Below are 25094 nucleotides of genomic sequence, written 5' to 3'. Positions count from 1 at the left end.
ACCTCAACCGGCCCGTCGACGTGTCACTTCACGGTCCCGGCCCGGCCCGTGATGAACGCCTGGAAGCCTTCGCGCTGCGCGACCCGTCCTGCCTCGAGGACCGTGACGCTGCCCTGACCGCCGGCGACACGCACTTCGTACTGCACGCCCTGGTTCGAGAAGCTGTACGCGGTGCGTGCGTTCACGCCCACGCCGCTGGTGTGCACCTGTCCACCGGTGACGCGGACGGAAGGGCCGCTGGTCTGCGCCGTCGGATCACCGGGAAGCTTCCGTTCGGCGCTCAGGCGTGTGTAATCAAACGCCTGATACGTCAGGCGCCCACCGCGGTCCTGCGTGACCAGCACGGTACGGCGTTCGGTGACGCCGAGGACACGTACGCCCGGCACCAGACGGCAGGTGCGTTCGCTGCCTTGCAAGGTCACGCTCACCAGCGGCGGTGTGAACGCATACAAGGTCGGGTCGGACGTCACGCCCGGATTGAGGACCCGCAGGGCGTCCCGCGCGCCGGCCGTGCCGTTCATGGCGGTCAGCGGGTAGTACACGCTGCCCGCGGCGGCGTTGGCCGCGCCGACCTTCCAGGTCGAAAAGGCGTACGTGCCGGTGAAGTGGTTCAGGATCGTGACGACCGCGTTGCCCGTCTTGCCCGGCGTGCCGATCACCAGCGTTTCCGGGGTGGACAGACTGTCACACAGCAACCAGGCTGGTCCGGCGCTCCCCGGCAGATTCAGATGCGCCTGCGCGGCGGCTCCCGTGGTGAGCAGGAGCGGCGCGAGGGCGAGCGTCACCCAGAGCGGCGCGACCGCTCGCGGCGCCGTCGGTCGGATGATGGGTTCGGACATGTCGTTGCCTCCAGAGGTGGCGTCGTGATCCGACGATCCGTCACGACGGCGGGGATGTCGGGTCGAGCAGAACGTCGACCGGGCGCAGGTCCAGCTCACGTCCGCCGCCGAGCCCGCCCGTTGGAGCTCGGCGCGCGGGGCCGTTCAGTCGCCTTCGGCTTTTTCTTCCGTGGCCGGGTCGAATCCGGGCGTGCCCCGGCCCTGCTCGTTGGGATTGACCTCGTCCCGGTTCCCTTCAGCCTTTTCCTCGTCGGAAGGATCGGGTTCCTGCATCGCGACGTCGTCAAGCATGATGAACTCCTCAAGTGACGCGAGTGTCAACACGGCCGCGAGACGCTTCGTACGCTCAAACGTTGAGGTACGAAGCGTCCGGCTGGGGTGCGTGCCGGTACGTGAAGGCTTCGGTGTGAGCCTGACCTGCGGGCGCCGTCCTCGGAGCGCCCGTCAGGCCGCGCGGGCCGAACTGATCACGCAACATCCTGGTGAAGGCCCGGACGTCCACGCTGAACTCCCGCCACGCCACGAACAAAGGCACCGTTCGATCAGCGAGCGGGCGTACGGTCACGCCCGGAGGCAGCGTGAAGAGCTGCTGGTACGCGGCGAACGTGACGTGCGCGCCAAGGTCGGTCGCGACGCGCTCCCACGCTCCTCGCGCCGAGCACGGCTGGAGCGCCGCGCCCGCCGTCGTGAACGACGCACCCGTCCCGGAGCGGTCGCAGGCGACGATGGGCAGGTCCGCCAGCACCGAGCGAAGCACGAAGTCGTACGTCAGCTGAGGCTCGCCGTGGAGGTCGTCGAGCGTCACGGTCTGCCTGGACGTCAGTCGGTGGCCTTCGGGCAGGACGACGCTGAGTCCTTCGTCCGCGAGCGGTTCGAACGCCGTCCCACTGGGCTCGTCCGGGCCGATCAGCACGCCCACGTCGGCCACGCCGCCCGTCAGGGCGTGCTGGACGACCGTGGCGGTGAGCTCGTGCGGCACCAGCGTCGTGTCCGGACGGACCTGCCTGAACTGACGCAGGACCTTCGGAAGCGGCGTGCCGTACATGAACGCGTCGAACGCGACGCGCAGCTCGACCTGCCGGGCCGTCTGACGGAGTTGCTGAACGCCACGGTCAAGCTGGTAGAGCGCCGCTCGGGCCGTCACAAGGAACGCCTCACCCGCGGGCGTGAGACGCACGCACTTCGTGTCCCGCTCCAGCAACGTCACCCCAAGGTCATGTTCGAGCGCGGCGACCAGCTTGCTCAGTCCGGGCTGCCCGAGGTTGCACATCGAGGCCGCGCGGGTGAAGTTTAGCTCCTGCGCGAGCACCACGAAACACCTCAACTGTCGGAGCTTCATCGCACACATCCTTTCGTGAAGAGGCTGCGGCCGGCCGGGCACGATCACGTTCGCGCCGCCGGAGCGGCGCAGGCAGGGCCCGTCAGACCACGCAGGCAATCGTACGGATCGGTGACATCAAGGTGATCGTCACCCTGGAACATCCTTCCCGCACGTTCAGGGTGACTGACACTGGGATGACTTGTCATCGTGCCAAGGGAGGAACTGCACACGTCGCTCGACGTCCGACCAAAGCATGACCTCCCGGTCGGTCTCGACTTCGGACTCATCCCGACCGTCCGGCTGGTCCTCGTTCCTTTCCGACTCACCCTCGCGGGTATGAACGGCCCGCATGATGAGTGCCGCGCAGGAATTGGACTCGGGTGGGTCGCGCGGGGCATGCTACGTCCAGCGGGCGCGCCGACAACGAGGCGCGGTCCGGCGTGAGCTCAAGGCGCGCGTGGCCCCTGTCATAGGCACGACCGTGAGGACGAAAGGCATGACGTATGACGCTTGAACCGAACGATCAGGGGGTGCTCGTCGTGCGCAGTGCGTATCTGCCCGTGGAGACCGTGGACCGGCTGGAGGCGGTGCTGCGGAGCAAGCAGTTTCGGGTGTTCGCGCGAATCGACCAGGCCCTGGAAGCCGAGCAGGTCGGGTTGACGTTGCGACCGACGATCCTGGTGTTGTTCGGCGATCCTCGAAGTGGGACGGCGCTGATGCAGGCCTCCACGACCGCCGCGCTCGACCTGCCCCTGCGCGTCGTCGCGTGGCAGGACGAGCAGGGCGGGTCGTGGGTGACGTACGACGACCCGCAGTACCTGGGGCGGCGTCATCACCTTCCGGACGCCCTGATCGCCAACATCAGCGGGATTCACACGCTCGTCAAAGCCGCCACCACCTGAGAGCGTCCCGCCGGCTCCACGGCGGCTCGCTGGCCGCCTGCCCGGTCGGGTGGGTGACCAGTGAAGCGCGTACCGTCTTCACGGGACACCCCCCGGGGGACCTCGTCCGCTCACATCGTCTCAAGGCACCCGGAGGTGAGGTGCAGGAGTTGACCATGACGCATGTCGCTGCCCGGACGTCGATCCGGTCGCCCAACGCGCTACCGTCCTCTCTGTTCGCGCTGGTGCTCGGCCTGGCCGGGCTGGGAAACGCCTGGCGCGCCGCCCGCACGGTCTGGCCAGTCCCGCACGTGATCGGTGAACTGTTCGAGCTGCTCGCCGCGATCGTGTTCGTCACGCTGCTCGCCGGGTACCTTCCACGTCTCCTGCGTGCGCGCTCCGCGGAGCGTGCCGAACTCCATCACCCCCTGCAGGCCTCCTACGTGGCGCTCGTGCCGGTCTCGACGCTGCTGATGGCGCTGGCCGCGCTGCCGTACCAGCGGACCCTCGCGCTGGCGCTGTTCACGCTCGGCGCGCTGGGCGCGCTCGGGTACGGCGTGTACCGGTACGGCAGCTTGTGGCTGGAGGACCGCGCGGACGAGCAGACCACCTCGGCGCTGTACCTTCCGACCGTCGCGGCGAGCTTCGTCACCGCGAACGCAGCGGGCGCGTTGGGGCACGTGGAGATCGGCTGGCTGTTCTTCGGCGTGGGGACGTTCACGTGGCTCGCGCTGGAAAGCGTGATCCTTCAGCGCCTGCTGACCCGCACGTTGCCGCCCGCGCTGCGGCCCTCGCTCGGCATCCACCTCGCGCCGCCCGTGGTGGGCGCCGCGGCGTACCTCAGCCTCACGGACGGACGTCCGGACGTGTTCGTGCAGGCGATGGTCGGGTACGGGATCTTCGTCGCGTTGACCTTGCTGCGGCTCGCGCCGTGGCTCAACGTCACCGGGTTCGCCGCGTCCTACTGGTCGTACACCTTCGGCGCCACGGCGCTGGCGTACTCGCTGATCCGGCTGCATCACGCCGGCCTCGCGGGCGTCTACGGCCCGCTCGCGGTGCTCGCGCTGATCGCGGCGAACGTCGTCGTGGTCGGCTGCGCGCTGCTTACCGTACGGTTGTGGTGGCAGGGACGACTCGTCCCGAACGCCGCGCCGCCGACGGGCACCCTGAGTGAATCCACCTGAGCTCGCGACCGGACGTGCCTTCAGCTCCGGGTGACGGACGCGAGTCTGACACGTGTTCCTGTCAGGGCTTCGTGACAGGCGCGGCCGTATCTTCTCGTCATGACCGTTCCCCGCGGCGAACCTCACTTCCCCCAGGTCACCGCGCCCGCCCGGCTGCGCGCCCTGACACGTCACGATCTTCACGACCTGCCCGGTGATCACGTCGACCCCACCCTCGGCACCCTGACGCAGCTCGCGGCGCAGGCCCTGCGGATCGACCTGGTGGCCGTCAACATCATCGACGCCGCACGACAAATCACCTTCGCCGCCAGCACCGGCGAAGGCGGCCAGCTCGAGCTGCGCGAGTCCTTCTGCGCGCACGTCGTGGAACGCGACGAGACCGTGCTGGTGCCGGACGTTCGACTCGACGGCACCTTCGAACACCTCGCGCTCGCGCGTGCCGGCGCCATCGTCGCGTACGCCGCGACGCCGCTCCGATCAAGCGACGGGCAGGTGCTGGGCACGCTCTGCGCCGTCGACACGAGACCGCGCGACTTCACGACCGAGGAGGTCCGTGAACTCACGGCCTTCGCGCGGCTCGCGCAGGCGCATCTCGCGCAGCGCGCCGCCCTCAGGGACGCGCGGCACGAGCGCGCGCAACTGCAGGCCCTGCTCGAAGCCGTCCCCCTCGCGACCTTCGCCACCGACCAGAACGGCGTCGTTCGACTCTGGAACGACGCGGCGCAGCGAATGTACGGCCACCCGAAAGACGAGGTGCTGGGTCAGCCGCTCCCAACCCTGCGCGCCCAGGACGCGCAACCCACCCGAACGCCCGGGGACCTGCCGGTCGGGCTGCAGGAGGAGCGGCGCCGAACCCTCGACGGGCGAACGCTGGACACGCACGTGCACCGCGCCGAGCTGCGCGACGCGCAGGGCGCGCTCGTGCTGACCGTCGACGTGGCGTCCGACGTCACGGACACGCGGCGGGCGCGGCGGCTGCTCGAGCAGCAATCCCAGGTGCTCGAGGACATGAGCGAGGCCGTGATCAGCTGCGACCTGCAGTACCGCGTGCTCACCTGGAACGCCGCGGCGGCGCGGATGTACGGGTACGACTGGGAGGACATGGTGGGGCGGGATTTCCGCACGGTCATCGCCACGCGGTTCGACGCGTCCGGCGCCGACGCGTTCTACCGCGACATCCACACCCGCGGCTCCTGGGAAGGGCAGATCGTGCAGACCCGCCGCGACGGCCGCGAAGTGCACGTGCGCGGCCGCACCACCCTGATGCGGGACGTGGACGGGCAGCCCAGCGGATTCGTCACGGTCAACGAGGACGTCACCGAACGGCAGGCGCTGCACGCGCAACTCGAACACCTCGCGTACACGGACGCCGTCACCGGTCTCGCCAACCGTCAGGCGCTCCTGCGCTTCCTGCACGAGCGAGCTCCAGTCTGGCCCTGCGGGGTGCTGTTCATCGACCTGGACGACTTCAAACTCGTCAACGACGTGCACGGGCACGCGGTGGGCGACGCGGTGCTGGTCGAGACGGCCGCGCGACTCAGACGCGCGGCGCCGGACGCGTTCATCGCGCGCTTCAGCGGGGACGAGTTCGTCGTGGTGGTCACCGCTCCCCTGGAGCCGCTGTCCGTCGCGGAAGCCGTGCAGCGTGAACTCGACGGGCTCTGGACGATCGGGACGAGGTCGGTACGGTTGAACGCCAGCGTCGGCGTGGCCCACGGTGACGAGGAACTGCCTCCCGGGGAGCTGCTGCGCCGAGCGGACGTCGCGATGTACACCGCCAAGACGGGCGGGAAGGACCGCATGGCCGAGTACGACGACCGCACGGACGAAGCCCGTCAGGAACGCGCGATCCTCGCGGCGGAGCTCGCGCGGGGCCTCACGCGAGGCGAGGTGGTGCTGGCGTGGCAGCCGCGCGTGCACCTCTCGGAAGGCCACGTGGTGGCCGTCGAGGCCCTCGCGCGCTGGCAGCACCCGGAACGTGGCCTGGTGTCACCCGGGGTGTTCATCCCCGTCGCGGAGGAAAGCGGGCTCATCCACGAGCTCGGCCGGGAGGTGCTGCGGCAGGCGTGCGCGCAGGGTCAGGCGTGGGCGAACACGGGCAGACCCGTCAGGATCGCCGTGAACGTCTCCGCGGCGGAACTCGCGCGGGACGATGTCGTGCAGGACGTACGGGACGCCCTGACCCGCTCGGGGTTGCCCCCACGGCTGCTGGAGGTGGAGGTGACCGAGTCGGCGGCGATGCAGGACCTGCACGTGAACGCGGAGAAGCTCCGGGCGCTCGCGGAGCTCGGCGTGGCCGTCGCGATCGACGACTTCGGGACGGGCTACAGCAGCCTCAATTACCTCAGGCACCTGCCCGCGCGGATCGTCAAGGTGGACCAGTCGTTCGTGCGTGACCTCACGTCGGACACGACGGGAACGGCCAGGTCGATCGTGCGGGCCATCGTGACGCTCGCGCACGGCGTGCAGATGCGGGTCGTGGCGGAAGGCGTGGAGACCGAGGAGCAACGCGCGGTGCTGCTCGCGCTCGGCTGCGAGGACGCGCAGGGCTTCCTGTTCGCCCGGCCCATGCCCGCCGAGGAGGTCGGGCGCCTGCTGTGGCGTTGACGTCTCGTGCGAATAGGAAGCGGCGGTCAGCGGGTGGCGCTCGCGACGAGGATCGAGGCGTCCACGAGACCGTCCGCGCCCGCGAGGCCACGCTTGAGCACCTCGCTGGCGTCACCTCCGGCTTCGTGGACGGCGTCCGCGAAGTGTTGCATGTCCTTGCGCATCAACGCGCTGAGGTGCGGCGCGAGGTCCGGGGTGAGGTCGTCGCGGAGCGCGCGCAGCGCGAAGCTCGCGCCGCTGCTGCGCAGCACCACGTCGATCAGCGCGTCGAGGTCCACGCCGAGCCTGGTGGCGACGTTCAGGACGTCCTCGGCGTTTTTCATGTTGGTGATGGTCAGGGCGTTGTTGAGCAGCTTGGTAAGTTGACCACGACCGGGGCCGCCCATCAGGCGGACGGGTGGAGAAGCTGTCGAACACCCCTCGGGCCGTGTCGAACGCGCGCTGGTCACCGCCGACGAAGGTGGTGAGGGTGCGCGCTCGCGCGCCGGCGCCGCCGCCGCTGACGGGCGCGTCAAGAAACACCCCATAGGCCCGCGCGACCCGCTCGGTCAGCCGTTCGCTCTCGGCGGGGTCGCCGGTCGCGTGGTTGACGATGATCGCGCCGGGTTTGATGGTGCCGAGCAGGTCCTGCTCGTCGAAGAGGTTCCACAGGTCAGCGTCGTCGCGAAGGCACAACGCGATCAGGTCGCAGGCGGCGGCGAGGCCCTGCGGGCTGGCGTGCCGGGTGTGCTGGACGCGGCTCACGGCTTCGTAGGAGGCGGGGCGGCGCGCCCAGACGTGCAGGGGGAAGCCGCGTTCGGCGATGGCGGTGGCCATGGGGCCGCCCTGGTCACCAAGGCCGATGAAGCCGACGTGGAGTGCGGGGGTGGTCATGCGGATGCTCCTTTGCGTTCAGGCGCGGGTGAGTTCGGTGGAGACGTCCCAGAGTCGACGGGCGTTGTCCGGATCAATGGCGTACGGCGCGAGCCCGGTGTAGTCGGCGGGGCGTTCGTGGACGAGGGGGCTTTCGTTGAGGTCCTCGAAGTACCGGCCGCTGACGCCCGCAAGCAGGGGAGAGGCGGCGAGCAGCACGGACGTCGCGGCGCCCTGCTCGACGGTCTTCTGCCGTTCGGGTGGGGTTCGGAGGCCGCCGGTGTGCTTCTGGAGGTTGGTGGCGATCGCGCCGGGGTTGAGGGCGTTGGCGGTGATGCCGTCGTCCGCCCAGCGGCGGGTGGCTTCCACGGCGAGGAGGATGTTGGCGGTTTTGCTTTGCCCGTAGGCGGTCCAGGGGTCGTAGGGGCGGAAGCGGTAGTGCAGGTCGTCGAAGACGACGGGGCTCATGAGGTGACCGCTGGAGGCGACGGCGACGACGCGGGCGCCCTGGGCCTGGGCGAGGGCGGCGTGGAGGCCGTGGGTGAGGGTGAAATGCCCGAGGTGGTTGGTGGCGAACTGCATCTCCCAGCCTTCCTTGGTGCGCTGGAGTTCGGGGAGGGCCATGATGCCGGCGTTGTTGATCAGCATGTGCAGGGGGCCGGTCCAGTGGCGCAGGAAGTGGTGGATGGAGGTCTGGTCGCTGAGGTCGAGCGCGGCGACGTGGATGTTCTCGTTGCCGGTCTGGGCGCGGAGTTGGGCGGCCACGTCGGCGCCGGCCTGGGTGTTGCGGACGGCGAGGGTGACGTCGGCGCCGGCGCGGGCGAGGGCGCGGGCGGTTTCGATGCCGAGGCCGCTGCTGGCGCCGGTGATGAGGGCGCGTTGTCCGGTGAGGTCGACGCCGTCGAGGACGTCGTGGGTGGTGCTGTGGAAGGTGAAGGGTGTGGTGGTGCGGGTCATGTGGGCTCCTTGCTATACTCAAGCGGAGGATCCTCCGCTTACGAAAAGAAGATACCGGAGGCTCCTCCGCTTAGAAAGTGATGCGGTGAACGCTGATGACCAAACCACGCGCCCCACGCCAAGACGCCGCCCGCAACCGCGAAAAACTCCTCACCGCCGCCATCGACGCCTTCAGCCAGCACGGCCTCGACGCCTCCCTCGAAGCCATCGCCCGCGACGCCGGCGTCGGCATCGGCACCCTCTACCGTCACTTCCCCACCCGCGAAGCCCTCGCCATCGCCGCCTACCAGCACGAAGTCGAACAACTCTGCGCCAAAGCCCAGGAACTCAAAGCCACCCTCCCCCCCGACGAGGCGCTGCGCGAATGGATGAGCCGCTTCGTCGGCTACGTCGCCGCCAAACGCGGCCTCGCCCCCATCCTCCGCACCGTCCTCGCCCCCGACGCCGACCTCTTCACCGACCTGCGCGCCCTCATCCACGGCGCCCTCGGCGACCTGCTCCACCACGCCGCCCAGACCGGCGTCATCCGCGACGACATCGGCGTCGAAGACGTCATGCACGCCATGAGCGGCGTCTGGCTCGCCAGCGCCGAACCCCACTGGCACGACCAGGCCGAACGCCTCCTCGATCTGCTCATGGACGGCCTGCGCTACCGCGCCCCAGGAAGCGGCTACACCCGGGATCCCTAGCCGATCAGCGCGCCCCGACACGCACCCGCCGCCTCTCCGGCACCTCCGCGACGCCCCGCTCGCCCACGCTTGACGTGGCCGCAAGGGCCGTCACGCGCCCCCCGACCTGCTCGCCCTCAGGAGCGGCCAGCGCGTACGCGTGCACCACGAACGCCAACGCACGCCCGAAGTGCTCGTCTTCCACGCTCACCGTCACCCACGGGCCCTGAGGCCAGAACCGATGCGCACGCGCCCTTCCCTCACGCACCAGACGCGTCCGATCCGACAAGGTGACCTGCACGTCCAGCACCCCGCCGGGATGAAGTCGCGCGAACTCCACCCCCCGCGCGAAGTACGCCAGGCCGCCCCACGGACACGAATGCACCGTCACGTCCGGCCACGCACTCATCACGAGCTGCAGCCGCGCCACAGGCGAAACCATCCCGCTCGAGCCGCACATACCGCCTCCTTCCGCCCGCGATCAGCGCGGCCGGTCAAATGCCGAGGGGAAGACGTGCGCGGCGGACGGAATCAGGAACGCCCCGCCCACACGTCCTTCAATAACGACTTCATCTTGCTCGGCGAGCGCCGACGTGTCCAATGCGGGAAGCCGTCACCTCATTCCGCGTCCTCATGCCGGAAGTGTCGCAAGCGTCGACCTCACCCAGGGAACGAACGACTCAACGCTCCTCGTCACGGTCCACGCTGGGCAGGAACGCCGCCATCAGCGTCACCACCGCCCAGGTGAACACCACCACCGCGCGAAGAGGACGTTCCGCACTGAAGTCCCGCAGCGTCCACACGAGCAGCGCCGCCACCACCACCAACACCCACTTCACTACGCCCCAACGCCGCACACGCGCCCCCTCGTCCGGCACTCGCTGCTCAGCACCGCGCCCCAGTCCACGCAGCATCGGCGCACGTCACAGTTGCAGGAACGTCTCTACACGCAGGACGAACACCACCGCCCCACCAACCTCCACCTCCACCGCTTCGGCCGTCATGCCTTCTTCCAGCGATGCAAACCGCGGGTCCACCAACCGCGTTCGGCGGCGGCAGGTGAGCCGCAACGCACCCAGCACCTCCGGCACGCGGTCCTCCTCCACCCCGATCAACAACGTCGTGTTCCCCTCACGCAAGAAACCCCCGGTGGAGGCAAGCTTGGTGGCGCTGAGGTGCCGTTCGTTCAACGCCCGCAGAAGCGAGGCGACGTCGGCGTCCTGCACGACTGCGAGAACAAGCCGCATGCTTCAGCGTACCCCCCCTCCCGACCCCCGCACCTGGGCGTAGACCCCGCCGACCACCATGACCGGCTCGTTCACAGCGACTCGTCGTCCAAACCCCAGTTCCGCCCGAAGAAACCACTCGAAGAAACCGACGGCGGCGCACGTTTGAGCGGATGCGCCGCAAGTGACGCCATGGGGTTCGTCCGACGCCTCACCAGACGCTACCAACTCGACCATGCCGTCCCGAAGGCCACGACGTCTCAACAGCACAACGACGACTGAATCGCAGGATCCCGCATCCGGGTTCCGATGGCCCCAAGCGTCGGCGCGCCATCTGCCATGAGTGGCCGATCGACACTTCAGACGCCTGACGACGAGAGCTGGTTTTCGTGCGGCGGGCTCTTCACTTCCCGGGCGGTTGTGAGCGCCCGCGCCCACCACGACAACTTCGGGAACAGCGCGGTCACGGCAGACTCAAGGTATGTCAGGTCGTCCAGGCGCTGTTCGCCCTGCGTCACCGCGAAGAAGCCTCCGCCCTGAGTCTGGACCTCCATGCGAAGTGGCGCCATCTGCAACTCCACCACGTTGACGCGCAGCTGCTCGATCGCGCGCCGCACCGACCAAGCCGTACTCGACGAACGCCAGGGGCTTCTTGTTCCACTCCGGGTAGGCGTAGTCCAGCGCGGTCTCGAGTGCCGCGGTCGAGCCATGGTCGTACTCGGCGGTGATCAGGACGTACCCGTCGAACTCCACGAGCCTGCGCTGCCAACACCGCCCGACTTCGTTCTGGGTGGGCGCACATGCGTTCGACGTGACTTCGGTGAACAGCGGCAGCGGAACATCCCGAAGGTCCAGCACCTCGAAGTCCAGGTCCGCGCAGCGCGCGGGGCGCTGATCGGCGAAACGGGTGTCACGGTTGCAGCCGATGATCACCGCGGTCCGCGGGTTCGTCATCCTGTGCTCCTGCAAGCGTGTGGAGGGCGACGACGCGTGCGTATCCCAACCTACCCAGGTCCCAGCGCTATGGGTTCCCCGTAAGGTTCTGCCCGTTCGCGGTCGCGCTGATCCCCACCACTTCCCGGGCGGTGGTGGTGCGACCGGCGTTGTCCGTGACGCGCGCCGTGATCGTGACGCTGGTCTTGCCCGCCGGGAGTTCCAGCGACCCACCCACCACCCAACCGGCCGTGGTGCTCACGACTCCGTCCGCGCCGAGCTCGCTGCCCGCCACGTCGAACAGCGGCGCGAGGTTCGTGCCCGCCGCGACCCGATTCCCGTTGGGCTGAATCAACGGGACGTCGAAGGTCAATTCCAGCCCGGGGTAGAACCGGTTCGGTCCCGCGACCGTTCCGGCCGTGGGATTGGCGATGCGGGTCGGGTCGAAGATGACGCCTTCGGTCACGCCGATGCCCGCCCGCGCCCGATCCACGGCCGTCACCTGCACGAAGAACAACGACCCCGCGCCCGCCGGTGGCGTTCCGGCTGGGCCGGTGGCGACGCTGGTCGGAGCCCGCGGGGCGCTCACGCTCACGACCGGACCGCCCTCGTCGTCCTGCCCGTCCCCAGCCACTGCCGTCGGTGCGGGCGTCAGGTCCTGACCGGGCGCGCGGGGTCCCGGCTGCACCCGCACGAGCACGCTGTCCTGTGCGGCGCGGCCCGCGTCGTCCTTCGCCGAGGCGGTCAACGTGAACGACGCCACGCCGGCCGGCACGGACTCCGGCACCGCCCAACTGGCCCACACGGTGACGCCCGGTCCCGGGGTGTCGTCGGTTCCGGCGATGTTGAAGAGCGCGGCGAGGTTCGTCCCGCGCGCGATGACGCGTCCGTCCGGCATGATCAAGTCGGTGTCGGCCGTGACGGTCAACCCTGGGAAGTCCGGGTTGGGCTGACCGAGCTTGTCCTCGTGCTGAATGCCGTTCGACCCGGGACCCAGGGTCGCTTCGCGTACCTTGACCTGCACGTCGTCCCGCGTGACGAGTTGCAAGGTCACGACGAACCCCGCTCCCGCGCCCGGAAGTGTCACCGTGCCGGGCGCCCCTGTCCCGGACGCGACGGCGCCGCCTCGGGACGGAGAGACGATGCGCAGGACCGGCGTGGTGGCGTCCCTGCCGGACGGATCCGGGGTGCGGAACGCGCAGGCCCCCAGGAGCGTGCCGAGCGTCAGAACGAACGTGAGTCGAGCTGAGTTCATGATGTCACCTTTCCGCGAACGAACGAGAGGAGAGCGAAGCGCGGCGTTCCTGGCTGTCCGAAAGGGCGCGGCGGAGGCGGCGCCGGTGCCCGACAACGCGACGGCCACGACGAGAAGGTCCTCACCCACCCTGGACGCCTTGTCGACTCCATCATCCCCGGCGAGGCGGGATGGCCATCGGCGCCGCGGATGATCATGGACCTTTCGGCGAGCGCGAGCAGGAGCGTCATCCGAACACAACGCCTCGGCCTCAACCATCGGCCTGTACGCTGCGGCGTCGGCGGAGTGGACGGTCAGGACGACCGGAAACGAATTGGCGCGGGACCGCTCCATCCCGACGCACGCCTCATCATCCACCGTCCCACGTGGCGAATCCAACGCCTGACGTGTTGAACTCATGCCAGCACGGCATGCCTGCCGGATGCGTACGCACCGCGGACAGGTGCAGAGGAGAGACGCACGAGGCTGGGCGTCCTTCCTCTGCGCACCCGACTGTTCAGCTGCCCGGCACGCGGACGAACACTTCCGCGAGGACATCATGACGTCCCGCGTGGCGCGCCGCGGCGAGCGCCGCATGGTTGCCCGAGTGGATGGTGCCGTACAACACGTCGCCGTCCTCGCCCGGGAGGGCGAGGGCGAGGTGGTGGCTCAGCGCGCGCGGGCCGGGCGCTTCGAGCAGGAGGAGCGCGCGGGCGAGGACGCCGCCCGAGAGAGGATCAAGGTGCGGCACGCCGTGGTCCCGTCGAAGCTGGCGGGCGTCGCCTTCGTGGGCGCGGAGGCGTGCGCGGAGGTCCTCGACGTACCGAGAGAGCGGCGCGGCGTGCGGAAGGGCGAGCAGCTCGTGACGGCGGGCGCGGGCGTCGGCGTCGCGCAGGGAGCGGGGGGAAGTCGGGAAGTCCATGGGGTCATCATGGGGTCCCACGACTCCAGGAGCCGCCGCAGGTCGTCAGGACCGTCGGGTTCCGCAAGACAGGCTCAATACCATGCCGTCACCGAGCAGGGTCACAGGCGTCGGTCCCCCTCCGGAGGCTGGAGAGGCCCACCCGACGCGGACCCTCCTGCGACTTCTAGGTGCGCCCCCCGAGTCAGCTCCCGATTACCCTGTGCGGACGTGCATTCGCGGTTTCCCGCGGGTCAGGGGCGCCGCATCGTCACCTCGTACCGTTCGCGCTCCAACGTCACGACGAGCCGCTGCTCGGGGTCCTTCAGACCGCTCGTGCCTTCCACGCGTCCGACGACCTCGCCGCCGTCGCGCAGCGTCCCTTCGAACGTCACCACCTGCGGCGCCCACTGTGGCTGGAACTCCACCCGTGACCCCATCGCGCTGCCCGTCACGTCCAACGTCCTGGTACCGAGCTTGAGCGTTCCGTCGAAGGTGTAGCGTCCCCTGTCCACGAACTGGGCGGTCGTGTCGAGCGTTCCCGGCACGGGAGGCGTCGTCCGTCGCCACGCGACGGAGCCGTCCGTTCGCACGCGCAGCACGTCCGCGTCCTTCGCGACGAGCAGCTCACCGACGGGCGTGGGTGTGAAGCTCAACCCCTCGAACGCGCGGGACGCGTCCGCTTCGGCCTGCCAGCGGGTCAAATCCTGCCGCGCGAGGGTACGGGGGTCCCAGCGGACGAGCCGTACCTCCTCGTCCCACGGGACGTCGTTGTCCGTGTCGACGCTCTGCGTCCACCACACCTCTAGCTCGCCCGAAGAAGTCCAGCGCAGACGGTAGAAGTTCCCGCAGCCTATGGAGAGCCGCGTGGACGCGACGACCGCACCGTCCGGCGTGAGGACCTGCACCTCGGCGTTGTCGTACACCACCGCGAGTGCGCCGTCAGAGTGGCGCAGGGCCGCGTCCCGGACGATGGTGTCGCGGTCCGCGCAGGGTGCGAGCTTCGACGGGTTCAGGGTGCGCTCGACCGTGTCGTCGGGGAAGTGCCGGACCTCCCGGTCGAACAGCAGTCGTCCGCCGGGCAGCGCGACGACCGGTCCGCCCTGGACGCCCGTCACGAGCGTCACCTCCCCCGAAGGGACGCTCGTGACGCGCAGCGTCCCGCCCGGGTCGCGGGCGTACAGCCGGTCCCCTTCGGGGGACGCGTGCGTCGCGGGACCGAAGCGCTTCACCTCCCGCAGGTCCGGCAGGGAGAGGAGCGCGCTGGCGAGGTGGCCGGGCAGCAGCACCGCCGAGTCCGTTACGATCACGTCCGGAGTCCAGCCGAGGTCGCTGACGTCGTGCTCGGCGAGCACGACGCCCGTGCTCGCGTCGCGCAGTTCGAGCACGCGCGTCTCGCGAGCGTCCGGGCCGAGGGTGCGCTGCCCGGTGAGGCGGACGCTGAGGAAGCGCTGCCCGTCGGGAGTGACGCCGAGGACGTCGCGCACCTCGGCGGAGCGCGCCTCGCCCGTCCAGGTGCCCTGAAGGACGCGTGTGTCCGTGGGGACGGTCATGGTCATGGGCGGTTCCTGACGGCAGGCGCTGAGGGTGAGCAGGGTGAGGCCCGCGAGGAGCAGCGCGCGTGGGTGCATGCACGCATCGTGGCATGGTAAGGGTCGGACGCTCGGTGCATGTGCCTGGCGGGAACAGACAACGTCGTGTGTCCTGCGGAAGATTTCCCTTTCTAGGCGAGCGTCAGTCAGGGCAACGTGGAGCAGGCGTCGACGTGCTCGCGCATCCAGTGCCGGTACCCGGGGGTGAGTTCGAACCGCGCGTCGTTCGTGGCGCCGCCGTAGACGATGCGGGAGCCGTCCCCGGGGCCGGAGCGGAGGGTGATGGTCGCGGCGCCCGTGTCCATGTCGGTCACGATGTCCGCGCCTTCCCCGCCGACGGTGCCGTCGAACACCCCAGTGCGGCAGTACTGGACGAGGCTCTGGTACGTCGTCGGTGGAACGGTGTCGGGCACGGTCTGAACGTCGCGCGCGCCGAGCGGTACAGGTGCGTCAGCCGAGCAACATGACGAAGTGGGAATTCGAGAATCGCCTTCGCGTTCCGGCAGTGCTTGAAGGTCAGGCGGCCCTGCCGACCGGTGCCGAGGTGCTGGTGAGGTACAACCCGAAGCAACTCCAGAGCGGGGAGGACATTGGTGCTCACGCGGTCGACCCAATGATGAACAGCTACACGAATGTGGAGTGGATTTGGATGTTTGTGCGGATTGGCCTGTCGATCGGGGCCGCCGCTCTGATGGCTGGGGTTGCCTTCTTTCGGACCTGTCCTGATCAGCCCAATAAGACCGAGTTCCAGTCGCTTCGTCGCCGATAGGTCAATAAAGGGTCATTGGTTGAGCCTGACTTTCCATGAGCGCCGCCCAAGCGGCACTTCATAGCTCAAGCAGAAGTAAAGTTGTGAAATTTCTTACGCTGCTGTTGAGGGACGGCCACCGCAACCGGACACCCGCTCAAGGAACCCCTCTTCTAGGAGCACCTTATGCGTAAGCTGACGACCGCCGCCGCCGCAGTCGTACTCACCACCTCCATCATCGCCACTGCCCAGACGCTCAACCCCCTCACCTCCACCACCGTCTGGCTCAGAACCAACTCAGGTCCCGCGCAACTCGTGGACATGTACGTCGACGGGCAGCTCGCCGCGCGCAGCATGTTCCCCTACAGCATCACCTTCCAAGGCCTGCCCATGGCGATGGGCAATCACGTCTTTACGGTCGTGCCAGCGGGGCATGCACTCGGCACCGCGGACCTGATGTCCAAGACCCTCAATGTCGCGAGCGCCAACCGGACCTACGTCATGATCTTCAGTGACGGAAAGTTCAACGAGGACCGCTTCAAGATGGATCTCAAGACGTACAATCCGGACCAATGACTTGGTTCTGCCCCCCCACGTAGCCGTCCCTCAACGGCTGAGTCCCACGGATCGACCAACCCGTGGGGCTCTCTCATGGACACCTTCCGCGCCTGATAGCGGCACGTCTCAGGCTGGACACGAGTACGCCCGGCCTTCCTTCATGTCAGTTGACACAAAGGTGTGTTCCCCGTACAAGTTGAGGTATGAGCAGAACCATTCTCGTCCGATTCAAACTCGAACAACCCCGCGCCCAGCCGGGCAGCAAAACCGCTCCACCTCAACTCGACGCCGACCGCATGCTCGCCGCCGTCGAAGAGCGCCTCACCGACGCCGTCCAAGGCAAGTACGGCGACGTCGACGTCACCGTCACACTCGCAGGCGTCAATGAGATCCGCGTCAGCGGCTCATGGACTCAGAAGGCCACGGACGTCCGTCCGGAGGTCGCTGCGATGCTGGAGCAGGTTCTGGAGAACCTCGACACCACCGAGTACCTGAGCACATGACCGCCGAACGCGAACCAGAGTTGGACGAGTACGCCGACCTGGAGAACATCTGGACACAAGTTCAGCATGGCCCGCACGAACTGCGCGCCGCCGTGTACCGCCTCCTCGGCCCCGAGCTGGAACGCTGGGGCCTCGTGCGTGAAGAGGACCTGCCCAGCGATACGCGCCGCCCGGTCCTCGCGCAGCTCCAGCGCGAGCAGGCCTGACGTTCAGACTGCGCTCACACGCGCGAGCCGCATGTAATACGTGGTCTACGGTCGAGTTACGAGGTGGCGGCGCTACGCGTGGGTGTCAACAACGGGCCTCGCGGCCGCTCAGGCCAAACGACAACAAGCGCCCCCGGCTTTGGCCGGGGCGCTTCCTTGTCCAGGCGGACAGACAACGTTCGTTCAATCGCCCGCGGCGAAGTTCGTGTCGATGTCGTTGCTGTCCATCAGGTACATCACGATGGTGAACGCGAAGACCGTCATGGTCGCGATGATCACCAGCAGGGACAGGAAGGACGTGTCCGAGCCACGCGCGACGCTCGCCGCGTTCGGGTCGTTGGTGTACTGGATGGCGGCCATGCCGGTGTAGTGCATGCCGATGATCGCGGCGCCCATCACGAGGGCGGCGGCGCTCTTGAGGGTGAGGATCAGCGAGGCGGTCTGTCGGCGCGCCCAACCTCCGGACACGAGCGAGAAGAGGTACAGCGCGACGGTCGCGGCACCGACGGCAATCAGGACGCTGAGCGCGAAGGGCACGGGGGCGTAGGTGGCGTGCGCGGGGATGATGACGGCGGCCATGCCGGTGTAGTGCATCACGACGATTCCCGCTCCGGCAATGATGCCGCCGGTGAGGAGGCGGGGCAGGGTGGGCGCGCCGGCGTTGAGCGTGAAGACGGAGGCAGTGAGGAAGACGATGGCGGCGAGGCCACTGCCGACGGTGGGGAGGAGGTCGTAGCCGACGGGAGCGTTGGGTTCCCAGGCGAGCATGCCGATGAAGTGCATGGCCCAGATGCCGAAGCCGAGCAGGAGGCCCTGGGTGAGGAGGTAGAAGGTGCGGGAGGCGCCGGTGCGTTGTCCGGCGCGGGTGGCGAGCTGGAGGGCGGCGAAGGAGGCGAGGGTGGCGATGATGTAGGAGAGGGTGATGTAGGTGGGGCTCCAGCTGTGGGTGAGGTGTTCGTGCATGGCGTCTCCGGGGAGGGGGTAGAGGTGAGGACGCCTCTCTCATGAAGGGAGGTGGTGTCCTACGGCGTTTCTGCCGGTGAACTCACACTAGTCGTAAATTTCTTATTGACTGCTCACGAAGGAACGATCTTCAGGGAGCATGAAGTACTTCACGCTACAGTTTTGAAGTACACCAAGAAACAGCGTGTTAGAACGTGCTTCACGGCCGCAGCTCAGGCAGCATCGACGCAGCAACGTAAAGTGGGGCGTGTACCCCGCTTCGTCTTTCGGCGCCCCCGCCTTTTCTAATGATTTCGAGGTCGCCGTGTCCAGTGCTCGAAGTGGGCGTCCTTACCGCCTCGTGCGCGCCGACCGAGTTGCCCTCACGAGCGAGCTCGTCCGTCAGATGACGACCATCGCAAACGAGCCGGTCATGTATGACGCCTCGTACCGCCGTCACCTCCACGGCCTCCCCGTGACGAAAGAACAGGCCGAGCGCTTTCTACGCTGGGCGTCTGACACGTGGCGAGGCACCACGCAGTTCGCGTTCCTGCTGCTCGACCCGTTCGAAGCGCTCGCAGGATTCATCTTCATCAAGTCGCGAGACCCGGAGGGTGCGGAGATCGGCTATTGGTTGTCGGCAGGCCACGCTGGCGTCATGACGAACGCGGTGCTCGCGCTCGCAGAGGCGGCGGGCGAGGCAGGCTTTCAAGCGTTGTGGGCGCGCGTTCAAGAAGGCAACGTCCGATCCGAGGCGGTGCTGCTTCGCGCTGGCTTCACGCCGCTTGGCGTCGCGCCGGATCCGGAGAAGGGGCACGCGCTGTTCTCCCGCTACCACCTCGCGCTCACGGCAACGAACGAGGCGAGCCAGCCAAGTCGGGTGCGACGTCGAGCCGAACGACCCGAGAAGGTTGAGCCGTGAAACAGGTTCTAACACGACAATGTCAGAAGTGGGCGGCGCTCAGCCGCCCCACGTCGTTCTGACCCACCGTGACAGGCATGGCCGTCCCACACACCTGGCCTCGCGCCTTCCGTAAGTTCCTCACGCCCTACCTCGACACGTTGCACCACGCCAAGCAGCGCGCCTGCCTCCCCAAGTACCTTCGTGGGCTCCTCGCTGGGCTGGAACGCAAAAGCATCGAGCCCATCGCCGAGTACGTCGGCCTGCCCTACCAGCGACTGCATCACTTCATCCACGCCAGCCCCTGGAAGGCAGACGAGCTCGAACGCGTCCTCGTCCAGCAGGCTCAGACGCTGTGTGGCGGCAAGCACAGCGTGCTGATCATCGACGACACCGCCCTGCCCAAAACGGGAGTTCACAGCGTCGGCGTGACCCATCAGTACTGTGGAGCGCTGGGCAAGCTCGCCAACTGTCAGTCGCTCGTCACCCTCACCCTCGCGGGCGACCGTGTGTTCGCTCCGCTTGCCATGCGCCTGTTCCTGCCCAAGACCTGGACCGATGATCCAGAACGCTGCACCGCAGCAGGTGTTCCCGTGGAGCGACTGACGCCGAGTTCGAAGGGGGCGCTCGCTCTTGACGAGCTCGACCGTGTCCTCGCGCTCGGCGTGACCTTCCGTGTGGTGCTGGCTGACGCCGGGTACGGCATCAACAAGGCGTTCCGGCAGGCGCTCACGGCACGAGGGCTCACCTGGGCGGTGGGGGTCGTCGGGCATCAGAAGGTATTCCGCCAGGAGGTTGTGATCGTACCGCCGGGCGTCAGCGCGCTCGGCCATCCCTGCAAGAACCCACGGCCAAGCGATGAGGCGCGCCCTGTCCATGACGTGCTGAACGCCCTTCCACCGCACGCGTGGCGCGCCGTGCGCGGACAGGGCAAAGCATGTTGGGTTGTCATCCGGGCACGCATCGCGGACGGCGCGGTCTACCACTACGGGCGGCACCTGCCGGGTGAAGAGGTGTGGGTGGTGGGCGAGAAGCGGCGTAGTGGCGAGGTGAAGTACTACATCACGAATCACAACGAGCGAACCTCAAAGGCTCAGTTGGTCCGAGACATTCGTGCACGCTGGGCGTGCGAGACCTGCCACCAGCAACTCAAGGAGGAGCTGGGGCTCGATCACTTCGAAGGGCGGTCCTGGCAGGGCCTGGAGCATCACCTGGCGTTGGTGTTGCTGACGATGCTGTTCTTGCAGTCGCTGCGCACCACCGACCTCCAACACCGCACCCTCCCTGGCGTTCGCCGTTGGGTCAGTGTCGTCCTTGATGTCGTGCGGGATGGCCGATGCCCACACTGTAGTGGTGTTGTGAGTCGGACTCCTTGTCGGTCTCCTTGTCGATCTCCGGATGGTCGAACGTCGGAGGTGTTGGGAACGTCGCGGTCTTCACAGGGGCTGATGGGCACGCGGTGAACTGGCCTATGGAGGAAGGCTGGAGCTCTCCACGGTGGTTCTATGATGCGTTCGCGTCAGGCTCAGGAGGTCTGTTTGAGGCTCCAGACCACGAGGATGATGCCCGCAAAGACCGTGAGGACCGTCGGGGATGTCCAACTGAACTGCCCGGTCAAGACGATGTTGACGAGAAGGGCGATCAGGAGAACCAATCCTGTGAGCCTGCCGTAAAACGCGAGTGGGTGCATGGGCTTTCATCGTACTTGTGTGAATTGTTGTCGGTGGTCCTGGGTTGCTTAATCGACGGGAACAAGTGACATTGTCGTGCTAAGGCCTAATCCGCGTGACGAGGTACTGGTAGGAGAGCTGGCCCTGTCTTGGAATTGCCCCTGTCGCGGCCCACAGCACGCCCGAGGCGTCAATATCGAAGTCCACCATGCCGATCATCCAACCCTCGATCCCCAATACGGATCGCCCGTCCACCCGCCACGCCGGGTCGAGTTGTCCATTCGGCAGGTACTTCGCCAGCGCCATTCGTCGATTGTTCCCCGTCCCGCCAGCGCCCCCCACCAAAATGCCCCCATCAGGCAAGACCCTCACCCTGCCGGTGCCATCAGTGCTGTTACCAAACGCATCCAGGCCATTACTGGGAAACGCGCGGAAGTCCGTACGGACCAATCCGTTCTGTCCGAACGTCGGATCAAGCCGACCATCCGTAGTAAAGCGCGCCAGCATGAAATCGGGCGCGTCGAAATCTCCGTAGTTTGAGGCAGCGACCACCCATTTGCCGTCTGCCTGGCGCACCAGCCCTGACACGGCATTCCCCTCGGGTGTCAGCAGCCACTCTCCATTCCCCGTGCCGTTCCACGAGGTGTCTGGAGACCCATCCGTCTTCAGGCGCGTCATACGAACGGTGGCCGCCTTTCCAGTAGTCACGCGATAGGCAAGCATGATGCGACCATCCGGCTCCGTCGCCATGTAGGCCACCTCATAAACGTCCCTTGGCGCGGCAAAGGCTAGGCCCTTGTCGCCGAAAGACAAATCTTCGGAGCCGTCCTGATTGAGGCGGGCGACCGTCAGCCCGTTTTTGCTGACGCCAAGCACGAGCATTTTCCCGGAGGGCAAAATATTGACCCCGTAGGGGTAACTCAGGTAAGCGGAGGTGCCAGGGGTGGCTTGACCTTGCGTCCCGAACGTTGGATCGAGTTGCCCGTCGGAGGTCAATCTCCAGACGACCATGCGAGACTCAAAGGAGTTGGGAATAATCTGCCGAGCTGCTATCACCACCCGGCCGTCAGCTTGGACGTCCATCTGGGGTGAATCTTCCAGCGAACCCCCGTCTATTACGGTCACTCCCCCTGATCCAAATGAGGCGTCAAGTGTCCCATTTGAATTGAAGCGTGTCACAACCACATCGTCGTCACGCTTGACCCTCTCATGATACGCGGTACCAATGGTGAGGACTCTTCCGTCGTTGAGCGCTCTCACGCCCGCAGCACTGGCCGCGTCATAGATCGGGAGGAGCAACCCTGGGACCGTTGGGTCGTAGTCGCCCTGGGGACTGGAGATATACGCGCGCGAGCTTCTGCTGCCACTGAACTCGCCGATCCTCACCGTGAAGGTCATGTCCGAGGGGCGATTCAAGGGCGCGTTGGGCGCCACGGCGTACTCCAGCATCACGCTGTTGAAGTCTCCGCCTTCGGGAATGACGAAGCTGGTGGGGCCACTCACACCGCTGGGCAGGCCCGTCACTGTGACGACCGCGTCGCTGTCAAGGATGTTGCCCAAGCGAGCGATGCTCAACTCCAAGGAACAGCTTTGCCCCTGCGTGCAGAGGAGGGCGTGCTGTTCTTGGCGATCAGCGAACACCCTTATGGACGGTTTCTGGTTGACGTGAAACTGAAAGAATTGCCAGTGGCTCCAGAGCGTTCGGTCGCGTCCGGCGACCGAGACGTCTTCGTCGTACCACCCGTCGTCCACCCGAAGATTGGCTGGATCAGCGTAGACATGAACGGTGGCCGTGTCACCGGTTGTGCTGGTGGGCGAAACGGTCGCGGAACTTTTCCACACCATGGTGTTGAGGTCAATGGACTCCGTGAAATTGGGCGCGCGGAGAATATGCACCTGGAGGTCAGCAGACTCACCCGCGTTCAGTTTGAGATTTCGTTGTTCCAGCACGATACGGAACTTTTCCGTGACGGTACGGGATTCGACGTACACGAGGAGTTGCTCGGTTTTGGTTCGAGTCGAGGTGGTCGCGGTCAGCGTCAAGGGGTACTCGCCGGGCGTGAGTGTCGCGTCCGCCGACAGCGTGAAGGACGCTGCGTCTCCTGTCACGCTCGTCTGCGCCAGTGTCGCTGATAACCCCTGGGGCGCTCCCGTGAGTTGGAGGCGGATGGGTTCGGTCAAGTTGTTGAGGCGTCGGAACTGAACGCTTCCTGAAACTTGACGCCCCTGGATGACACCGAAGTGCGTGGTGCGGAGCGACATGGAAAACGCTGGTCGGGGGACCGTCATCACGGGGTCGATGCTCGGCTTGGGTGGTTGCGTCATGAGGTAAGGGGTGAGCGAGGCCGTGGGAACGACGCGTGCGTACAGCTCTGTCGGAATCGGTGTCGGTGTCGGTGTCGGTGTCGGTGTCGGTGTCGGTGTCGGTGTTGGTGTCGGTGTCGGTGTTGGTGTTGGTGTCGGTGTTGGTGTCGGTGTTGGTGTCGGTGTTGGTGTTGGTGTCGGTGTTGGTGTTGGTGTCGGTGGAGTCGGGCTGGGTGGTTGCGGCAAAGGTGACGGAGTGGTGCCGGGTGGAAGGACAATGGGTGGCGCTTTGGGCGCTTCCTCTAATAGTGTCGCCTGGTTTTGCCCACACCCAATAAAGAGAAAGCACGCGACCACAACCAAGATGATAGAACGATGCCATTGATGCGACATTTCTCCTCCAATGAAAAGAACTGTATTGTTCGTGTCATTCAAAATTACGACTTCTCGGGGTTATGCACCTATCGTTGTTGCAGCAAATCGGAGTGATGTATCCAGAGCTTACGTGGTGTCAGCCCCTTCCCCGATTCCCTGCTCTTAGGGAAATCTCAACGGAGAGGGGGTGAACCTCGTAGCAACGTTGTGATGCGTGGAGCAGCGCGTGTATGTAGTACTGGGATCTTTCGTCACCGCCCTACCGAAGCTCCAGCGTCTGAGGTGGATGCTGGAGCTTCACCATCAGCTCCCTCTGGATCTTCCAGCGGTGGTTCGCGCCCTTCACCCAGCACCTCCGGCACAAAGCACAACAGCACTGGGCTGGCGTGTACGTGCAGGGGCTACTTAGCACGACTCTGTCAGAATGAAAACGTATGACCGAGCTGTCTCGCCCACTGCGCCTCCTTGACTTCGTTCAATGCGTGCTAGAGCGTCCACGCATGTACACGGAGCAAGGCTCGTTCTACGAAGCCGTCGCTTTCCTCAAGGGCTACCTCAGCAACGTGCCGGGGCAGCATTTCAATAACGCGCCGTGGTTTGAGTTTTTGGACTGGCTGCAAGAGCGCCTTGGGCCTGGAGAAGGCAGACTGTTAGTGCGATTTCGTGAGAACTTCGATGACGACACCCTTGCCCTGCAAGCCCTGTACGCGCTTTACAACGACTTTCTGCGACTGCATGCCGCAACAGAAACGCCCTCAGTTCAGTAGTGACAAAGTCGTGCTAACACGACTTTGTCACTTCCCTCCAAGGCTGCTCCTCGCGTCGTTGTGTATTCGGCGGATGCGGGCTGGGGGATCGTGGCAGTACGGTGCGGCATGTCCCGACCCCTCCCTCACGCGCTCCTGAAGCAACTCGTCACTGAATTTGGCGCGCCGCCCGTTCTCGCCATCGCGTTGTCGGGGAGCGCCGCGCGACAAGCCGACGATCAGTTCAGTGACCTCGACCTCGTGTGCTACGTGCCCGCAAGCGCTCCGACACGAGAGTGGTTGGGGTACCGTGACGATCGGCTGGTCAGTATTGACCATCAACATGTCGAAGCTCGGCTCCACGACCTGACTGATCCGGAGGGCGCCGTCCGGGCCGTGCGGCCGCTTCAACGGCTGGTGCCCCTTCACGACCCGGACGGCGTGGTCGAACGACTGCGGCAGACCGCGCTCGACTTTCGTTGGGCGTCCGTCGCCGGGCAAGGCCGGGCGTACGCCGCACGAACCGTCACGCATCAGGCGGAAGTCGTGCAGAAGCTGCTCGGCGGCTTGGCGTATGGGCAATCGTCTCGGGTGTGGTCGGCCGCGACGGAGCTGGTGAACGCGATGACGGTGTGCATAGCCGTATGGCACGGCGTGCTGGTCGACAGTGGCAACACCTACGCCCAGCAGGTGTGGAGCTTCGTCGGAGAACAAAGTACTTGGACGCGTTCCTTCCGGAGCGCCACTGGGTTGGATGAAGCGACGACGCTGACGCAGCGCGCATGGTCGGCGCTCGCGCTGTATACCGAGACGGCGCAGCGCGTCGCTCCCGCCCTCGGTGGACCGGACGCGGAGGTGGTGGCACGCGTCATCGAGCGTGTTGGCGCAGTTCGAACACGCTTGGTGCCACAGCAAGCACACGAATGACGGGGTGCTTGGTCCCTCC

29 protein-coding genes and 2 pseudogenes are annotated in these 25094 nt (G+C 66.7%); 13 read left to right on the top strand and 18 right to left on the bottom strand.

The features are described 5' to 3' along the window. Positions 1–23 precede the first annotated feature (23 nt). The 3 genes from DEIPI_RS0124770 to DEIPI_RS36170 all read right to left on the bottom strand — a co-directional run bounded on the left by DEIPI_RS0124770 (position 24) and on the right by DEIPI_RS36170 (position 2178). A complete protein-coding gene (locus DEIPI_RS0124770) occupies positions 24–839 on the bottom strand; it encodes a hypothetical protein (RefSeq protein WP_027483558.1) in 816 nt (271 codons plus the stop codon). 144 nt (positions 840–983) lie between these two features. Next, on the bottom strand, positions 984–1130 hold the full coding sequence (locus DEIPI_RS38405) for a hypothetical protein (protein WP_157464028.1): 147 nt from the start codon (positions 1128–1130) through the stop codon (positions 984–986). Between the two features lie 55 nt (positions 1131–1185). Beyond that, the gene (locus DEIPI_RS36170) at positions 1186–2178 is read right to left on the bottom strand and encodes a LysR family transcriptional regulator (RefSeq protein ID WP_169737213.1); all 993 of its coding nucleotides are present in this window, start codon (positions 2176–2178) and stop codon (positions 1186–1188) included. Between the two features lie 485 nt (positions 2179–2663). Here DEIPI_RS36170 and DEIPI_RS34445 point away from each other — a divergent pair, with 485 nt between their 5' ends. The 3 genes from DEIPI_RS34445 (at position 2664) to DEIPI_RS34440 (ending at position 6832) form a co-directional block, all read left to right on the top strand. Continuing rightward, entirely contained in the window at positions 2664–3062 is a 399-nt protein-coding gene (locus DEIPI_RS34445) for a DUF302 domain-containing protein (RefSeq protein ID WP_045235116.1), read from the top strand. Positions 3063–3217: 155 nt separating this feature from the next. Then, positions 3218–4225 carry a dicarboxylate transporter/tellurite-resistance protein TehA gene (gene tehA, locus DEIPI_RS0124750; protein ID WP_045235115.1) on the top strand — a complete coding sequence of 336 codons (1008 nt, stop codon included), beginning with the start codon at positions 3218–3220 and terminating at the stop codon, positions 4223–4225. Between the two features lie 99 nt (positions 4226–4324). Beyond that, positions 4325–6832 carry an EAL domain-containing protein gene (locus DEIPI_RS34440; RefSeq protein WP_052352001.1) on the top strand — a complete coding sequence of 836 codons (2508 nt, stop codon included), beginning with the start codon at positions 4325–4327 and terminating at the stop codon, positions 6830–6832. A gap of 26 nt (positions 6833–6858) precedes the next feature. Here DEIPI_RS34440 and DEIPI_RS41100 read toward each other — a convergent pair whose 3' ends face one another. From DEIPI_RS41100 to DEIPI_RS0124735, 3 genes and pseudogenes are all read right to left on the bottom strand, one after another. Next, complete coding sequence (locus tag DEIPI_RS41100; RefSeq protein ID WP_211238358.1) at positions 6859–7218, bottom strand: NAD-binding protein; 360 nt, start codon at positions 7216–7218, stop codon at positions 6859–6861. Between the two features lie 22 nt (positions 7219–7240). Beyond that, a pseudogene (locus tag DEIPI_RS42335) lies at positions 7241–7705 on the bottom strand (NAD(P)-dependent oxidoreductase); the annotation flags it as partial. A gap of 18 nt (positions 7706–7723) precedes the next feature. Further along, entirely contained in the window at positions 7724–8641 is a 918-nt protein-coding gene (locus DEIPI_RS0124735; protein ID WP_027483556.1) for an SDR family NAD(P)-dependent oxidoreductase, read from the bottom strand. A 95-nt stretch (positions 8642–8736) separates the two neighbouring features. On the opposite strand from DEIPI_RS0124735, the gene DEIPI_RS0124730 reads away from it, so the two are divergent. After that, positions 8737–9330 carry a TetR/AcrR family transcriptional regulator gene (locus tag DEIPI_RS0124730; protein WP_027483555.1) on the top strand — a complete coding sequence of 198 codons (594 nt, stop codon included), beginning with the start codon at positions 8737–8739 and terminating at the stop codon, positions 9328–9330. 4 nt (positions 9331–9334) lie between these two features. On the opposite strand, the gene DEIPI_RS0124725 is transcribed toward DEIPI_RS0124730, so the two are convergent. The 9 genes and pseudogenes from DEIPI_RS0124725 to DEIPI_RS34415 all read right to left on the bottom strand — a co-directional run bounded on the left by DEIPI_RS0124725 (position 9335) and on the right by DEIPI_RS34415 (position 15608). Beyond that, a complete protein-coding gene (locus DEIPI_RS0124725; RefSeq protein WP_169737212.1) occupies positions 9335–9751 on the bottom strand; it encodes a luciferase domain-containing protein in 417 nt (138 codons plus the stop codon). A 238-nt stretch (positions 9752–9989) separates the two neighbouring features. After that, the gene (locus tag DEIPI_RS38400) at positions 9990–10148 is read right to left on the bottom strand and encodes a hypothetical protein (protein WP_157464026.1); all 159 of its coding nucleotides are present in this window, start codon (positions 10146–10148) and stop codon (positions 9990–9992) included. Positions 10149–10232: 84 nt separating this feature from the next. Further along, positions 10233–10556, bottom strand: a complete 324-nt coding sequence (locus tag DEIPI_RS0124715) for a cyclic-di-AMP receptor (RefSeq protein WP_027483553.1) — start codon at positions 10554–10556, stop codon at positions 10233–10235. A 338-nt stretch (positions 10557–10894) separates the two neighbouring features. Beyond that, positions 10895–11152 carry a hypothetical protein gene (locus DEIPI_RS41720; protein WP_245588650.1) on the bottom strand — a complete coding sequence of 86 codons (258 nt, stop codon included), beginning with the start codon at positions 11150–11152 and terminating at the stop codon, positions 10895–10897. 28 nt (positions 11153–11180) lie between these two features. Further along, positions 11181–11489: pseudogene (locus tag DEIPI_RS41715) on the bottom strand (NADPH-dependent FMN reductase); the annotation flags it as partial. Between the two features lie 67 nt (positions 11490–11556). Then, positions 11557–12723: a hypothetical protein gene (locus DEIPI_RS34425; protein WP_052352000.1), complete on the bottom strand. Its 1167-nt coding sequence runs from the start codon at positions 12721–12723 to the stop codon at positions 11557–11559. 496 nt (positions 12724–13219) lie between these two features. Beyond that, positions 13220–13624 carry a hypothetical protein gene (locus tag DEIPI_RS34420; protein WP_027483552.1) on the bottom strand — a complete coding sequence of 135 codons (405 nt, stop codon included), beginning with the start codon at positions 13622–13624 and terminating at the stop codon, positions 13220–13222. Positions 13625–13857: 233 nt separating this feature from the next. Then, positions 13858–15234: a hypothetical protein gene (locus DEIPI_RS0124695; protein ID WP_027483551.1), complete on the bottom strand. Its 1377-nt coding sequence runs from the start codon at positions 15232–15234 to the stop codon at positions 13858–13860. A 107-nt stretch (positions 15235–15341) separates the two neighbouring features. After that, entirely contained in the window at positions 15342–15608 is a 267-nt protein-coding gene (locus tag DEIPI_RS34415) for a hypothetical protein (protein ID WP_045235114.1), read from the bottom strand. Positions 15609–15658: 50 nt separating this feature from the next. On the opposite strand from DEIPI_RS34415, the gene DEIPI_RS0124685 reads away from it, so the two are divergent. The 4 genes from DEIPI_RS0124685 (at position 15659) to DEIPI_RS0124670 (ending at position 17210) form a co-directional block, all read left to right on the top strand. Next, entirely contained in the window at positions 15659–15964 is a 306-nt protein-coding gene (locus DEIPI_RS0124685; RefSeq protein WP_045235113.1) for a hypothetical protein, read from the top strand. Positions 15965–16129: 165 nt separating this feature from the next. Beyond that, entirely contained in the window at positions 16130–16519 is a 390-nt protein-coding gene (locus DEIPI_RS0124680) for a hypothetical protein (RefSeq protein WP_027483548.1), read from the top strand. A gap of 185 nt (positions 16520–16704) precedes the next feature. Further along, positions 16705–17004, top strand: a complete 300-nt coding sequence (locus DEIPI_RS0124675; protein ID WP_027483547.1) for a hypothetical protein — start codon at positions 16705–16707, stop codon at positions 17002–17004. Beyond that, entirely contained in the window at positions 17001–17210 is a 210-nt protein-coding gene (locus DEIPI_RS0124670) for a hypothetical protein (protein WP_027483546.1), read from the top strand. The genes DEIPI_RS0124675 and DEIPI_RS0124670 overlap by 4 nt, the downstream gene beginning before the upstream one ends. Before the next feature lie 183 nt (positions 17211–17393). Here DEIPI_RS0124670 and DEIPI_RS0124665 read toward each other — a convergent pair whose 3' ends face one another. Then, positions 17394–18173 carry an MHYT domain-containing protein gene (locus DEIPI_RS0124665; RefSeq protein WP_027483545.1) on the bottom strand — a complete coding sequence of 260 codons (780 nt, stop codon included), beginning with the start codon at positions 18171–18173 and terminating at the stop codon, positions 17394–17396. Between the two features lie 385 nt (positions 18174–18558). Between DEIPI_RS0124665 and DEIPI_RS0124660 the strand changes: the two genes are divergently transcribed. After that, positions 18559–19074, top strand: a complete 516-nt coding sequence (locus tag DEIPI_RS0124660) for a GNAT family N-acetyltransferase (RefSeq protein WP_342667536.1) — start codon at positions 18559–18561, stop codon at positions 19072–19074. 77 nt (positions 19075–19151) lie between these two features. Then, the gene (locus tag DEIPI_RS34410) at positions 19152–20516 is read left to right on the top strand and encodes an IS701 family transposase (protein WP_084474901.1); all 1365 of its coding nucleotides are present in this window, start codon (positions 19152–19154) and stop codon (positions 20514–20516) included. Positions 20517–20578: 62 nt separating this feature from the next. Here the strand turns inward: DEIPI_RS34410 and DEIPI_RS41995 are convergent, their stop codons facing one another. Next, a complete protein-coding gene (locus tag DEIPI_RS41995; RefSeq protein WP_281173262.1) occupies positions 20579–20707 on the bottom strand; it encodes a hypothetical protein in 129 nt (42 codons plus the stop codon). Positions 20708–20822: 115 nt separating this feature from the next. Next, positions 20823–23048, bottom strand: a complete 2226-nt coding sequence (locus DEIPI_RS0124645) for a delta-60 repeat domain-containing protein (RefSeq protein WP_211238357.1) — start codon at positions 23046–23048, stop codon at positions 20823–20825. Between the two features lie 35 nt (positions 23049–23083). Here DEIPI_RS0124645 and DEIPI_RS41090 point away from each other — a divergent pair, with 35 nt between their 5' ends. From DEIPI_RS41090 to DEIPI_RS0124625, 3 genes are all read left to right on the top strand, one after another. Further along, positions 23084–23365, top strand: a complete 282-nt coding sequence (locus DEIPI_RS41090; protein ID WP_027483542.1) for a hypothetical protein — start codon at positions 23084–23086, stop codon at positions 23363–23365. Between the two features lie 471 nt (positions 23366–23836). After that, a complete protein-coding gene (locus DEIPI_RS0124630) occupies positions 23837–24169 on the top strand; it encodes a hypothetical protein (protein WP_027483541.1) in 333 nt (110 codons plus the stop codon). Positions 24170–24277: 108 nt separating this feature from the next. Further along, complete coding sequence (locus DEIPI_RS0124625; RefSeq protein WP_027483540.1) at positions 24278–25075, top strand: nucleotidyltransferase domain-containing protein; 798 nt, start codon at positions 24278–24280, stop codon at positions 25073–25075. Positions 25076–25094 lie beyond the last annotated feature (19 nt).

Source organism: Deinococcus pimensis DSM 21231 (assembly GCF_000519345.1).
GTDB lineage: Bacteria > Deinococcota > Deinococci > Deinococcales > Deinococcaceae > Deinococcus_A > Deinococcus_A pimensis.
Note: the sequence above shows the minus strand (reverse complement) of the source record. Positions and strands in the feature narration are given on the sequence as shown.